Annotated in this window: 16 protein-coding genes; 6 read left to right on the top strand and 10 right to left on the bottom strand. The window is 43.1% G+C overall.

What is annotated here, in order from left to right:
* Nucleotides 1-51 precede the first annotated feature (51 nt).
* From ACQY73_RS01240 to ACQY73_RS01230, 3 genes are all read left to right on the top strand, one after another.
* Nucleotides 52-1,161, top strand: coding sequence for a sensor histidine kinase (locus tag ACQY73_RS01240; RefSeq protein ID WP_428660336.1), 1,110 nt, complete (start codon nucleotides 52-54; stop codon nucleotides 1,159-1,161).
* 28 nt (nucleotides 1,162-1,189) lie between these two features.
* Nucleotides 1,190-1,771, top strand: a complete 582-nt coding sequence (locus tag ACQY73_RS01235) for a pentapeptide repeat-containing protein (RefSeq protein ID WP_428660333.1) — start codon at nucleotides 1,190-1,192, stop codon at nucleotides 1,769-1,771.
* A 73-nt stretch (nucleotides 1,772-1,844) separates the two neighbouring features.
* Nucleotides 1,845-2,231: a DUF1801 domain-containing protein gene (locus tag ACQY73_RS01230; RefSeq protein WP_428660330.1), complete on the top strand. Its 387-nt coding sequence runs from the start codon at nucleotides 1,845-1,847 to the stop codon at nucleotides 2,229-2,231.
* A 16-nt stretch (nucleotides 2,232-2,247) separates the two neighbouring features.
* Here the strand turns inward: ACQY73_RS01230 and ACQY73_RS01225 are convergent, their stop codons facing one another.
* The 9 genes from ACQY73_RS01225 to ACQY73_RS01185 all read right to left on the bottom strand — a co-directional run bounded on the left by ACQY73_RS01225 (nucleotide 2,248) and on the right by ACQY73_RS01185 (nucleotide 9,518).
* On the bottom strand, nucleotides 2,248-2,601 hold the full coding sequence (locus ACQY73_RS01225) for a winged helix-turn-helix transcriptional regulator (RefSeq protein WP_428660328.1): 354 nt from the start codon (nucleotides 2,599-2,601) through the stop codon (nucleotides 2,248-2,250).
* 126 nt (nucleotides 2,602-2,727) lie between these two features.
* On the bottom strand, nucleotides 2,728-3,189 hold the full coding sequence (locus ACQY73_RS01220; protein WP_428660325.1) for a DinB family protein: 462 nt from the start codon (nucleotides 3,187-3,189) through the stop codon (nucleotides 2,728-2,730).
* Between the two features lie 60 nt (nucleotides 3,190-3,249).
* Nucleotides 3,250-3,804, bottom strand: coding sequence for a TetR/AcrR family transcriptional regulator (locus ACQY73_RS01215; protein WP_428660322.1), 555 nt, complete (start codon nucleotides 3,802-3,804; stop codon nucleotides 3,250-3,252).
* 276 nt (nucleotides 3,805-4,080) lie between these two features.
* Nucleotides 4,081-4,443 (bottom strand): preprotein translocase subunit SecG, encoded by a 363-nt coding sequence (secG, locus tag ACQY73_RS01210; protein ID WP_428660319.1) that lies wholly within the window; start codon nucleotides 4,441-4,443, stop codon nucleotides 4,081-4,083.
* Nucleotides 4,444-4,614: 171 nt separating this feature from the next.
* Nucleotides 4,615-5,433, bottom strand: a complete 819-nt coding sequence (locus tag ACQY73_RS01205) for a hypothetical protein (protein ID WP_428660317.1) — start codon at nucleotides 5,431-5,433, stop codon at nucleotides 4,615-4,617.
* A gap of 124 nt (nucleotides 5,434-5,557) precedes the next feature.
* A complete protein-coding gene (gene lptE / locus ACQY73_RS01200; RefSeq protein ID WP_428660315.1) occupies nucleotides 5,558-6,112 on the bottom strand; it encodes an LPS assembly lipoprotein LptE in 555 nt (184 codons plus the stop codon).
* On the bottom strand, nucleotides 6,099-7,430 hold the full coding sequence (locus ACQY73_RS01195; RefSeq protein WP_428660312.1) for a sigma-54 interaction domain-containing protein: 1,332 nt from the start codon (nucleotides 7,428-7,430) through the stop codon (nucleotides 6,099-6,101). The genes lptE and ACQY73_RS01195 overlap by 14 nt, the downstream gene beginning before the upstream one ends.
* Nucleotides 7,431-7,559: 129 nt before the next feature.
* Nucleotides 7,560-9,029, bottom strand: a complete 1,470-nt coding sequence (gene miaB / locus ACQY73_RS01190; protein ID WP_428660310.1) for a tRNA (N6-isopentenyl adenosine(37)-C2)-methylthiotransferase MiaB — start codon at nucleotides 9,027-9,029, stop codon at nucleotides 7,560-7,562.
* Nucleotides 9,030-9,191: 162 nt separating this feature from the next.
* Nucleotides 9,192-9,518, bottom strand: a complete 327-nt coding sequence (locus tag ACQY73_RS01185; protein WP_428660308.1) for a tetratricopeptide repeat protein — start codon at nucleotides 9,516-9,518, stop codon at nucleotides 9,192-9,194.
* 105 nt (nucleotides 9,519-9,623) lie between these two features.
* On the opposite strand from ACQY73_RS01185, the gene ACQY73_RS01180 reads away from it, so the two are divergent.
* The 3 genes from ACQY73_RS01180 to ACQY73_RS01170 all read left to right on the top strand — a co-directional run bounded on the left by ACQY73_RS01180 (nucleotide 9,624) and on the right by ACQY73_RS01170 (nucleotide 12,251).
* Nucleotides 9,624-10,361, top strand: coding sequence for an electron transfer flavoprotein subunit beta/FixA family protein (locus ACQY73_RS01180; protein ID WP_428660305.1), 738 nt, complete (start codon nucleotides 9,624-9,626; stop codon nucleotides 10,359-10,361).
* 120 nt (nucleotides 10,362-10,481) lie between these two features.
* Complete coding sequence (locus tag ACQY73_RS01175; RefSeq protein WP_428660302.1) at nucleotides 10,482-11,444, top strand: electron transfer flavoprotein subunit alpha/FixB family protein; 963 nt, start codon at nucleotides 10,482-10,484, stop codon at nucleotides 11,442-11,444.
* A gap of 210 nt (nucleotides 11,445-11,654) precedes the next feature.
* Entirely contained in the window at nucleotides 11,655-12,251 is a 597-nt protein-coding gene (locus ACQY73_RS01170; protein WP_428660300.1) for a bifunctional nuclease domain-containing protein, read from the top strand.
* A 219-nt stretch (nucleotides 12,252-12,470) separates the two neighbouring features.
* On the opposite strand, the gene ACQY73_RS01165 is transcribed toward ACQY73_RS01170, so the two are convergent.
* On the bottom strand, nucleotides 12,471-13,349 hold the full coding sequence (locus tag ACQY73_RS01165; protein ID WP_428660298.1) for a DUF2911 domain-containing protein: 879 nt from the start codon (nucleotides 13,347-13,349) through the stop codon (nucleotides 12,471-12,473).
* Nucleotides 13,350-13,451 lie beyond the last annotated feature (102 nt).

Raw genomic sequence — 13,451 nt, 5'->3', positions numbered from 1 at the left:
CGCATTCACGCTTAACCTAAATACCAACCCTAATTTTAGTCATATACTCTTATGAATCAGGTAGTTGATTTTTTCAAAGGTTTATTTTCCACTGACCTGTGGCCGCCCAGATGGTATTGTGGCGAATGGTCTGATTTTCACGGGTGGCTCTACATCACAAGTGATCTCATGATATGGCTGGCCTATTTTCTCATTCCGGTCATCATTCTGCGGTATTTTACCGGCAAAAAAGACGTTATCAAATTCACACGGGTTTATTTACTGTTCGCAACATTCATCCTGCTCTGCGGTAGCACGCACTTTATTGATGCCATGATGTTTTGGGTACCCATGTATCGCTTAAATGCCCTCGTTCGGTTGGCTACGGGCATTGTAAGTTTGTTTACGGTCTATCATTTGTTTAAAATTCTGCCGCAGGCTTTTAAACAAAAAACCAATGTTGAACTCGAAAACGAAATTGCCAAACGGATAGAAGCGGAACGAAAATTGGCCGAAGCAAACTCAAATCTGGAAGCCTTTGCCTACGTTGCGTCGCATGATCTGCAGGAACCTTTACGAAAAATCAGGACTTTTACCTCTATGCTTTATCGTAATAACGTGCAAACCTTAGATGACGAAAATAAGGAATTGGCCGATAAGATCATGGTTTCCTCGGCGCGGATGCAAACAATGATCCAGGATGTACTCACTTTGTCGACCATTCAGGTCAATGATGATTTTAGTGAAGTAAATCTGAATGAAGCCATTGAGATTTCATTGGAAGATATGGAGATAAAAATAGCCGAAAAGAAAGCCGTTATCAGTGTGGCAACCTTACCGAAAGTAAAAGGCAACAAAGAATATCTTGCCCAACTGTTTATGAACCTGCTGAGCAATTCCATTAAATTTTCAAAGAACGTTCCGTTTGTCACCATCACAGGTTTGGTTAAGGCCGACAAAGTCCTCATTTATGTACGGGACAATGGTATCGGAATGAGTGCCGAGCATATTGACAAGATATTTTTTGCTTTTCAACGACTTCATTCGAGAGCCGAATACGAAGGTTCCGGGATTGGATTGGCCATTTGTAAGCGCATTGTTGAACTTCACACCGGGCGTATTCGTGTGGAAAGTACCCTTGGAGAGGGCACTACTTTTATCATTGAACTGCCCAAAGCGTAAAACAGGAGTATAAATAACAGATAACGGAATGGAACAGGTATTCATAGAAGAAAGAGTATTTGAAAAGATTGATTACACCATAAATTCTTGGGCAAAAGGGGAATACGAAAACTGCACTTTCAACAACTGCAATTTTTCCAACGTCAACCTTACAGGGAGTAAATTTATGGAATGTGCGTTTATCGGTTGTAATTTGAGTTTAGCTCAACTGACGATGACGGTTTTGAGTGATGTAAAATTCAGGGAATGTAAGCTTTTGGGGTTGCGATTTGATACCTGCAATAAATTTGGATTATCGGTTAGTTTTGAGGATTGTAATCTTAACCACTCCTCTTTTTACCAAACCAAACTAAAGAAAACGACATTCAAGAACTTGCAACTACACGAGGTCGATTTTACGGGCTGTGATCTGACCGGTTCTGTTTTTGACAATTGCGATTTAATGCGGGCAACATTTTCAAACACTATTCTTGAAAAAGTCAATTTTCGAACTTCATTCAATTATTCCATCAATCCTGAAAGCAATAAGATCAGGAAAGCCAAGTTTTCGCTATTGGGCGTCGTTGGGTTGTTGGATAAGTATGATATTGAAATAGATACAATACATTGAGGCAACGCCGAATGAAAAAAACTTGATGATAAAATTTTAGACAGGATTACAGGATAAACAGGATTTTTATAAAATGCCCAAATCAATTACTCCAAAATTAACGGAGGCTGAACAGGTAAGTGAGTACATGCGCTTGCTCAAACATCCTCTCAAGGCTGAAATAAACGCCGTTAGGGAAATTATTACAAATGCCCATCCCGCTATTTCAGAGCGCGTTAAGTGGAATGCTCCCAGTTATTATGCAGGTCCGGACCTGGTCACTTTCAATCCTCGAATGACTCAAAAAGTCCATTTGGTCTTTCATCACGAAGCTATTACAAAAATTTCCTCCGACTTACTCGAAGGAGACTACAAAGACCGGCGAATGATGTATTTTAAAAACATGGACGAAGTACATACTAATGCACAGGAGCTCAACCGAATCCTGAATGAGCTGGTCAATGCCGTCCAAGCATCATGATTTTAAAAATCATCTTTTAGGGCTTGGCAAAAATTCGTTTGCGATGCTGTAATCCCCAATTACGCAATTCATTGATGACACTGTCGAGCGAATCGCCGTATTCCGTAAGTGAATATTCCACCACCACCGGCACCGAATCGTAAACAGTTCGCTTTACCAATTCATTCATTTCCAAATCGCGCAATTCTTTAGACAACATTCGGTCGGTAATGTTCGGAATCTCCCGCGCCATTTCGCTGAATCGCTTATTACCAAAAGACAGCGATATAATGATCGGCAGTTTCCATTTACCATTTAGTACTTCCAGCGCATCTTTTACGGGGCGAATCATATTAAGGCATTCGCCTTCTTTGTGGATTTCTCTATTCATTCTCATTTTGATTGTCTCAGTCATTTTTTTTACTATTCAAAGATACAGTACTTACTTATTGATAGTTTTAAATATATAATAAAATAAGACCTTACTTGGTCTTATTTTATTATACGGTAAATTTTTTCAATCAAGCGACACCAGAAAGCCAATATATGTCGTCAGGGGCAGCGGGTCTATTTTTCCTTTCAGTCCCAAAATGATTTGGCCTCGGTGATACGTTCCATGATTGACCAAATGAGCCACAACTTCATAAACAGGAATCGTTCGCTCCTGATCCATGCCGGGGCGTTTGAACGTGACAGGCTTCCGCAAATCTTCGTCGGTAGCGTTGTTGATAAACTTCCGCCACATTTCGATGAATTTCGGCATTCTTTGCGCGCATTCTTCCAAGGTCCAATCGGGCCATAATCCTATAGAAGGCACTTCTTGACTTGCACGACTCAGCCAAATGGACTGTGGGGCTAATACGTGCGCAAACAATTGCAGGTTACGTTCGCCCGGTTCGTCGCATTGTTGCAGACAACGAAGAATAATGGCATTGGCCCATTCTTCGTATTGAATTGATTTTAGGAGACTTTCTTTCATTTTGATTGGGGGTTTAAAAGTAAATACAGACAGACTTGTCTATATTTTGGGTAAAAAATTTTACTGCTCAAGCATTTTGCGGGTCGTGTTTTTAGCGGTTCGAAACGGCCAGGAATGTTTATAGATTTTACCTTCCACAATAGCTCCTTCAAACAATAAATAGATACTGTCGGCCAACGATTGAGGTGAATTTGGTTGGTAGGACATCACCAAATGCGTAAAAAGGGTTCTCAATTTTGATTTATGCTCCACGATCTGTTCCCGCATTTTGGGACTGCTATCGCTTACTTCGCTTAAAAGATTAATGAATCGGCATCCTTTAAAATCACGTTTCGACTGGCTTTCTTCCAGAAAATCAAAACAAGCCAGAATTTTATCCAAGGGAGCCGAATAGTGGTCAAGGTATTTATAAAACATAGGAAACCATTTTTCACGCTCATGTTTTAAATAGGCCACCCCCAACTCATCTTTTGACCCATAATGCTGATATAAACTCGCCTTCGCCACCTTTGCTTCCTCAAGTATCTGATTTATACCTGTTTGCGTATATCCTTGTTCATAAAACAAGCGCGCAGCCGTTGCTAAAATTCGATCTTTGGGTCCGTTCTCTTTCATCTTTAAGAAGCAATGCACAAATATAGACAGATTTGTCTATATTTTAAATCAAATTAAGCACTGAGCATAAATTTCAGGAGATTTAAAAGATTGGTCACTCCATCCACCGGTCGGGTTGTGAGCAACCCTCTGCACGCAAGTATGTCTCAGTGTGTCGGGTTGCTCACAACCCGACCGGGCCTTTAAAGCAATACTTACAACTTTTACTCGACTTATCCTGCTTAAAACAACAAAAGCCCCGAAAATTCGGGGCTTTTGCGTTGGGAAATGTTTTGCTTACTTCTGTGCAGGAGCAGGTTGCTGCTGTGCCGGCGCAGGAGTAGAAGGAGCTGGCGTAGTAGGTACGGCAGGTACCGAGCGCTGATTTGCTTTTTCTACGTTAACACTATTGATACCGGCGTTATCCTGTGGAGAGCCGATGAACAAATTAGACACAAGACAAAGGATGGCTAATGCACCAACCAGTCCCCAGGTAATTTGTTCCAACAGGTCAGTGGTACGTTTTACGCCAAACATCTGCGTAGCGCCCATTCCGCCCAATTCGCCCGTTAATCCACCACCTTTTGAATTTTGTACCAAAACGATCAAAATCAATAATACGGCGATGATGGCAATTATTACAATAAATACGGTGAACATTGTAGTTTACAGTTTTGAGTCCAAAGTTTCAGTTTTCAGTTGTCGGTTTTCAGTTTTCAGGAAGCAGTTTCCGTTTAAAGTCAGGTTCTCTGTTTTTAACAGATGCCCTTTTACTCTCAACTTTTACCCTTTCTCTACACTTTACACGTTTAACGTTACACTTTTAACGTTCTACTCAGTGGTTAAATCTTTAATTTTTTCGGCAAAGTACGCTTTTTTTTCCGGTTTTTTCAACATTAGTTGCTCGTATATCTCAATAGCCCGTTCAATTTTTCCCTGACGCGCCATAATCTTGGCCATTCCTTCGCTTACGGCGCTTCCGGTGAAGTTCATATTTCGCTTTTTGGCGAGGTCTTCCTGCTCCTGGCTGGCCGGATCAATAAAATTAGCGCGAATCGGCCCCATACGGGCTTCATTCTCAATAAAGCTGTCAATAATTTGAATCTGACGCTGGCGCTCCTGCTCACGTTGGTCCGTTTGGATTTCATCCAACACTGAACTCTCGATCTGTTCCAATTCGGTTTGTAGTGCGTTTTCGCGCAAAGTAGTATCGTCTATGGGTGGTAATTCGGGAAGATTTTGTTTTGGCTGCGGTGTTTCCGGTTCGTCAAAAAAGGAAATTTTCGGCAATTCAGGTAGTTTCCATTCCTGTTTTGAATAGGAAGTAACGGAAGGTTTTTGGTAATCACCCGGCCAGATCAACACATTTTCAAACTGGCGGCTCCGCAAATTGGGCGACCATTCAAATTCGTTCTGAATCAGTTTCCGCAACGTATTGCGACTTAGCGAATAAGCTGCCGCTTTTTGAATGCCGGGCTCGGCTTGTTCAGGGTGATGAACGGCCATTGCCTTCGCAATTAAAATATGCAGCGATTGGCAGTAAGGATAGGTCCGGACCGCTTCCTCCAATTGCGAAATATCGCTTTCAGAAGTGTCGTCGGGGTGAGCCGTCCAATAAGAGAACGATTCTTTAACGTAACGATTATTCATAAAATGGGGTCAGTAATTCAATGCGACGTTTTCTTTCTTCCAGATAAGAAACGGTCATTTTTAACTATTAAGTAAGCGAAGATACTACGATTCACAGATAACAAATAACGATTTTTACAAAAACTTACCAGTCGCCCGCCGACTTGTTGAAGATGTCTTGGACAATTTGGTCCAGGATCAAGGGAATCAACCGACTTTCCACTTGGCTAAGTGTCTGATTTTGGGGAAAATCTTTAAAAAAGGTAAAACTCTGGTCGAAGTTTTTTTCTTCGTCTTTATTATTTGTGAATTTTACCTGAATTGTGATCGTCAAACGGTTCAACGCGGCCTGATCGTTAGCGGTTGGGGCAGCAGGAATAACTTCATAGCCTGTTATGCTTCCTTCCAATTGCAGATCTCCGTTGGAGGGCAACAACGCCAAATTGGTATTACGTTGGTAATACTCTTTCATTTTTTCGTTGAACTGTAACGCCATATTGGAAGGCCCGCCGGCGGTAGCCATCGTAAAATTCACGATCGTTACGCTCTTAATACTCGCATCCATAGTGGTGCCGGTAAAAGAGTAAATACCGCAGGAATTCAGTAAAAACAATGGGAAAATAAGCAATGCGGAAACGATAAAATACCTTCTGAATATTGCTTGCTTCTCGCTCCTCACTCCTATCTTATTCTTCTTCAATATCATATTGTTTGATTTTGCGATACAGCGTTCTTTCCGAAATCCCAAGTGCTTGTGCTGCATATTTTCGTTTGCCATTACTGCGCTGTAAAGCCTTGATAATCATCTCTTTTTCTTTTTGCTCCAGCGACAAAGATTCATCTTCAGCTGCTTCATGAGCAATGTCTTCCACCTCGTCGTAAGGAGATATCTGAATGATGCTCGGCGTAGTATTGGAAGAAGGCTGCCCATTATTTACCAACGGCTGATGCTGGCTTGGTAATAGTTTCGTGTCTGAATGAGGTTTCGTAAACGAGCCTTCTGCGTCAATGCCACTGAACAATCCATCGTGTTCGCGCAAAATATCACTTCCGTAGGCTTCATTGTTCAATACCTTCAAAACCAATTTTTTCAGGTCATTGACATCCCGACGCATGTCAAACAGAATCTTATAGAGCAATTCACGCTCATTGAACGATTCCGCTCCATTGCCACTTCCCGCCGGACTCCCCAAGAGTGTCATTGAACGCGTAGACGACGCATAATTGGGTAAATATTTCACCAATGTCTGTGGCGTAATCGGTACTTTATTTTCCGCTTCCAAAATTTGGATCTGCTCGGCAATGTTTTTCAGTTGGCGAATATTTCCCGGAAAATTATAGCTGATCAACATATCACGCGCCTCCGTTGTAAGCGTGACGGGCGTAATGCGATACCGTTCGGCAAAATCGGTGGTAAATTTCCGAAAAAGCATGTCAATATCGCTCCCTCTTTCCCGCAAAGGCGGAACCGCAATCGGCACCGTATTCAGACGATAGTACAGATCCTCCCGAAATCTTCCACGTTGAACGGCGTCGATGAGATTCACATTGGTGGCTGCCACAACGCGCACGTCCGTTTTTTGAACCTTGGAAGAACCCACGCGAATGAATTCTTTGTTTTCCAGTACCCGCAGAAGCCTTGCCTGTGTTCCGATGGGCATTTCGGCGATCTCATCCAAGAAGATAGTTCCGCCATTGGTGATTTCAAAATACCCTTTTCGGTCGTCAATGGCTCCGGTAAACGATCCTTTTACGTGCCCAAACAACTCAGAATCAATGGTTCCTTCGGGAATAGCCCCGCAGTTGATGGCAATAAAAGGACCGTGTTTGCGTGAACTGAGGTTATGAATAATTTTCGAGAACGATTCCTTACCGCTTCCGCTTTCTCCCGTAATGAGCACGGTCAAATCGGTAGCTGCTACCTGCAATGCTATATTGAGCGCATAGTTCAGCGCAGGAGCATTCCCGATAATTCCAAAGCGGTTTTTTATTGATTGTATTTCAGGATTTGCAAGCATTTAATAAATAGACAATGAACAACGGATGATTTGCAGCGTTTATAGATCACTCACTTTCAATCGGTTGCACATGTGTGCTTTTAGATAATATTAATAAAACATTCGTTGACGAACGCTGGCTGAAAACAATCAGGCAATAACCTGTTCAACCGCTTTCCCGATCAGTGTAGCAGAAGAACATTCCGTTACCAAAACATGTACATAGTCGCCTTTTTTATAATTCTCCCGTGGGAAAACAACCACTTTATTTTGATCGTTTCGGCCGCACAGATCGGCATCCGAGCGCTTGGAAGGTCCTTCTACCAATACTTTATAGACTTTGCCCAACGACATCTGATTACGCTCTCCCGAATGGCGGCGTTGTACATCTATGACTTCCTGCAAGCGTCGTTTTTTAACATCTTCCGGAATGTCGTCCTTGAATTTCTTGGCCGCAGGCGTGCCCGGACGCTCCGAGTACGCAAACATATACGCATAGTCATACTTCACGTACTCCATCAATGACAAGGTATCTTGGTGCTCTTCTTCCGTTTCGGTACAAAAACCCGTAATCATATCGGTCGAAATGCCGCATTCATCCCCCAAAATCTCACGAATACGGTCAATTTTTTGGATATACCACTCACGGTCATAGGTACGATTCATGATCTTCAACACGCGACTGTTGCCGCTTTGCGCGGGAAAATGGATGTAGTTGCAGATATTTTCGTACTTTTTCATGGTCCAAAGCACATCATCGGTAATGTCTTTGGGGTGTGAAGTACTGAAGCGTACCCGTAGATCAGGATCAATCAAGGCAACCATCTCCAACAACTGTGCAAACCCCACCCTAAATCCCTCCCCTGTGAGGGAGGGACTTGCATCTCCCCTCCCTACAGGGGAGGGGTTCCACTTATAACTGTCTACATTTTGCCCAAGCAATGTTACTTCTTTATAGCCATCGGCAAAAAGCAAACGTGCCTCTTCCACAATGCTGAACGGGTCGCGGCTGCGCTCTCGTCCGCGAGTATAAGGAACCACGCAGAAGCTGCACATATTATCACACCCACGCATGATGCTTATGTAAGCTGTAATACCGTTGGAATTCAGGCGAATCGGCGAAATATCGGCGTACGTTTCTTCCCTGGATAAAAATACATTCACGGCTTTTTGACCCGTTTCGGCTTCTTCCACCAAGCGCGGCAGATCACGATAAGCATCCGGCCCCGCCACAATGTCCACCATTTTTTCTTCGTCCAGCAGCTTAGTTTTCAGGCGCTCTGCCATACAACCCAGCACCCCGATAATTAAGCCCGGGCGTTTCTTTTTTAAATTATTCAGGTATTGAAGGCGATTTCGAACTTTTTGCTCGGCATTGTCACGGATGGCACAGGTATTCAGAAAAATCACGTCAGCATTATCTTCCGTAGAAGTGGTGGCAAAATTGGCATTTCGCATCACCGCCGCTACGATCTCACTGTCGGAGAAATTCATCTGGCAGCCGTAGCTTTCTATAAACAATCTTTTTTTATCAACTGTCAATTCCTCTTCGCTTACTTTGACCAGTTCACACGCCTCTTTATCGGCTTCCGAAAGTATCTTTAATGTTGAAGTAATCATTTTGTTAGTCAATGGTCGTTAGTTCGGGGTCGTCAGTGTTTTAACCTTATGCCCCGAATGAATGCAAAGTTACAAAGATTCCGTGAAAACGCTGACAAAGTGGCAGGGTTTAACATATTTTAGTAACAACGTCGGCGAGGTTTAAAACCTCGCCGACGTTAATCAGAACAAATATTCGTCCTGAAAACCGCGATAGGCGCGTTGGAGTTCTTGGTAGGTTTTGGTATTTTGCTGACTCAAAGCTAATTGCATTCCTTTTTGGTACAATTGTTCAGCATACTCAAGTTGTTCCAATTCAGCAAACAACGCCGCTGCGTGATAATAAGTGGGTAAATAATCGGGATGTTTATCAAGCAATAACCGAAAAAACTCCGCTGCTTTGGTCACATCACTTTGCTGATATTCCATCGCAAGCGCATAACTATTGAACGGATCGTTGGGATCTTCTTCAAAAAATTGCAGTAAAAAGGCGAGACGATTGTTATTCATAAAAAATTATTATGCAAGCATACTATTTTTAAAAACCTTGCTTTATATTCGCACCAACAAAATAAATCTCCTAAAAGTTATATTTCAAAACGTCAAAATAAGCACATGAAAATTTTAGTTTGTATTACGAATGTACCTGATACAACGGCCAAAATTAGTTTTACCGACAACAATACCAAACTTAATAAAGCGGGAATTCAGTACATCATTGGGCCTTATGATGATTATGCTCTGGCGCGCGCCGTTGAGTTGAAGGAACAACAGGGAGGAAGTATTACTGTACTCAATGTAGGAGAAGCGGAAAGTGATCCCCAGATCCGTAAAGCGTTGGCCATCGGCGCCGACGATGCCATCCGCGTAAATGCCGAGCCATCGGATTCTTATTTCACTGCATCACAAATTGCGGCCATTGCCAAAGAAGGCAGCTATGACCTGATCTTGATGGGCCGCGAATCCATTGATTTCAACAGCGGCGTAGTGCACGGACTGGTAGGGGAAATGCTGGGTATTCCGTCGTTTTCACCTGTTATGAAATTGGATATTGAGGGTACTACTGCCAAATTTTCTCGCGAGATCGAAGGAGGAAAAGAATTTTTAGAAGCTCCGCTACCCTTGGTTTTGGGTTGCCAGGAACCTATTGCGGAATGGAAAATCCCTAACATGCGCGGCATTATGACGGCCCGTACCAAACCGCTCAAAATCGTGGAACCTGTAGCGGTCGGCGATATGGCAACGCTTGATAAATATACATTACCTGCGCCAAAAGGTGCCTGCAAAATGATTCCTGCCGAACAGGCGGAAACGCTTATCTCTCTGTTAAAAACAGAAGCGAAAGTGCTGTAATCATTGAGCATTCAACAATTAACATTATTCCATATTGAGGGAAAGTATCACATACCGAATGTTCATTGTTAAATGTTTACTGTTAAATGTCAACTATTCACTGTTAAAAGTAATAAAGAAATGGTCTTAATATTTGTAGAACTTGATAACGGAAGCATCAAAAAAACTTCCCTTGAAGCCGTTGCATACGGTGCAGAAGTAGCAAAAGCAACAGGAACCACCGCAACGGCATTAGCCATTGGAACGGCCGATGACGCCGAATTAGCCAAAGCGGGCGCTTACGGAGCCACCAAAGTATTGCACGCTAATGACGGCAAACTGGCCAACGAAAATGCCATGGCGTATGCTTCGGTGTTGGCGGCTGCCGTAAAACAGGAAAATTCACAAGTGGTTATTTTACCAAAATCAGGCCTTTGCGACGCTATGGGTGCGCGTGCCGCTGCCAAATTAGGCGCAAGCATCGTTTCGGGCGTTACGGAATTGCCTGATTTATCCAACGGTTTCAAAGTAACCCGCAGTATTTATACCGGAAAAGCGTTTGCTACGGTAGATGTAAAAGGAGCCATCAAAATTTTGGGCATCAAAAAAAATGCTATTGAAGCTGCTGAAGGCACAGGCACCGCCACGGTAGAAGCCTTTGCTCCTGCGCTCAGCGACGGTGATTTCTCCGCGAAAGTAACGGGACAGGAAAAAGCCAGCGGTGAATTATCATTGACCGAAGCCGATATTATCGTATCGGGCGGACGTGGCATGAAAGGCCCTGACAATTGGCAACCGCTTTTGGATCTGGCTGAGGCGTTGGGTGCCGCTACAGGTTGCTCAAAACCCGTTTCTGACCTTGATTGGCGTCCTCACCATGAGCACATCGGACAAACGGGTATCAAAGTTGCGCCTAATTTGTACATCGCCTGCGGAATTTCGGGCGCTATCCAGCATTTGGCAGGCGTCAATTCTTCCAAAGTGATCGTAGCTATCAATAAAGATCCCGAAGCACCGTTCTTCAAAGCCGCCGATTACGGCATTGTAGGTGATGTATTCGATATTTTACCACGACTGACCAAGGCCGTAAAAGAAGGTAAATAAGGCATTCAGTAGGCAACTTTGAACAAACTTTTGCCTACGGGAACACTGAATGTACTTTCAAACGTTAATAAACCTGCGGGGAACGGAAAAACTTTCCATTTTCCCCGCAGGTTTATTATTTTTGCATGCTTTTTGAAAGAAGAGCTGTTATCTGTTGTATTTTCCTTCAATGAACAACCGATAACTGATAAAAGATAACATAACAAAGTAGTGGAAAAAATAAAATTGGAAATTTTGGGGCTCTCACCGAGTCAGTCACAAGCAGGTTCGTTTGCCTTGGTGCTTGGAGAAGAGTACGGCAACCGGCGTTTGCCCATTATCATTGGAATGTTTGAAGCACAGGCCATTGCGATTGAGATTGAAAAGATTCAACCCAATCGTCCTATGACTCATGACTTGTTCAAGTCATTTGCCAAAGCTTTTAATTATACCGTCAATGAAATTATCATCTCGGATTTACGCGAAGGTATCTTTTTTGCCCGTGTTCATTGTTCGAGTGCTGATGGATTAAGGGAAACGGTGGTGGATGCCCGTCCTTCTGACGCCATTGCGATTGCACTCCGTTTCAGTGTGCCTATTTACACCTATGAAACCATTTTGTCGGAGGCAGGAATTGTGTCGGGTTCGCAATCCGACCCGGATGATGCCATCGAAGAAATCGTACAGCAGTCAAAACCACGGTCATTGAGTGAGCAAATTAAAAATATGAGCCTCGACGAGTTGCATCGTATTTTGGACGAATCTCTCAATAATGAAGAATACGAGAAAGCGGCGAAAATTCGGGACGAGATTGCACGTCGTAACTAGAACTCAAAAAGGCATTAGATCATTGGCGTTGAAAACTGCAATAAATTAAAAGCTCCGACGATGAGTCGGAGCTTTTAATTTATTATACGTCACTCTTTCGGTTTTGAGAAACCGAAAGCACAAAACGTAGAAACCGAAAGCACAAAAATAACGTGAAGTCAGTTTCTCAAAACTGACGGTGAGGGTTCTCAAACCCGAACGACTTTCTCAGTACTCCAACTATTTCTTCTTCTTGATTGCTTTCAATGCTTCCGGTACCGGCACTTTTGCCAAATACTCGGTTGCTCCTTTTTCAATCGCGTCTTTAAAGAAAGGGAATGCGGTATCATTGCTTGATTGCCCCAGTTCAAGAGCTTTTTTAGCCAATGGTGCTGCTTCTGCGAAATTTCCCAATTTTGCTAAGATCTGAGCTTTGGTCCATACGTTACGGAAAGTTTCTTTGTACGCTACCGCCTGATTGACCATAGAAAGTGCTTTTTGCAGGTTAATTCCTTTACTCAACAAATAGCCTGCGCCGGCATTCATGTTATTGGCACTTGCTTCGGCGGCTTTGTCGATAGCACTTTCTACCATTTTAGTGGTACCTACACTCAGTTTAGGGCTTACTTTCACATTTGCCCATAGAATGTCCAGGGTAGCCGTAGAATCCGTAATATCAGAAAAACCGATCATAAATGACTCAGTGGTAGGTGCTTGGGTAGGTTTTACATTGACACGCACTACATCATCGGCTTGTTTGTATTGGTCAGGAGCAGTAGCGGCTGTTTTATTGATAATGACCGTCCAACTATCTGCTTTGGGAATGCTGTAAAGGAAGTACTTTCCGGCCGGTACATTTTGGCCTTCCAGCATGATATCCGTCGAAAATTCAATGGCGGTGGCTTGGTTGGCTCCGGTGCGCCAGAATTCGCCGTAAGGAACTACTTTTCCAAATATTTCGCGTCCTTTCATGCTTGGACGTGAGTACTTTACGGTAATATCAGTTACGCCAACGGTTTGCATTACGGTAGCCGATGAGCTGGGTTGAGGGGTACGAATTTGGGCAAAAGAGCATACGCTTACAAAAAATAGGGCTGTTAACGCCAATGATTTCATCATGATTTTTAGCAGTTTTGTTTGGTATTGATAAATTTTGAGCCGCGAAGATAGAGAAAAGAAGCACATACTCCCTAAACTCTATCTATTATTAAACTATTCATA

The sequence above is a fragment of the Runella sp. genome, assembly GCF_965279615.1.
GTDB lineage: Bacteria > Bacteroidota > Bacteroidia > Cytophagales > Spirosomataceae > Runella.
The sequence above is the reverse complement of the archived record's forward strand: the minus strand, read 5'-3'. Positions and strand labels throughout refer to the sequence as shown.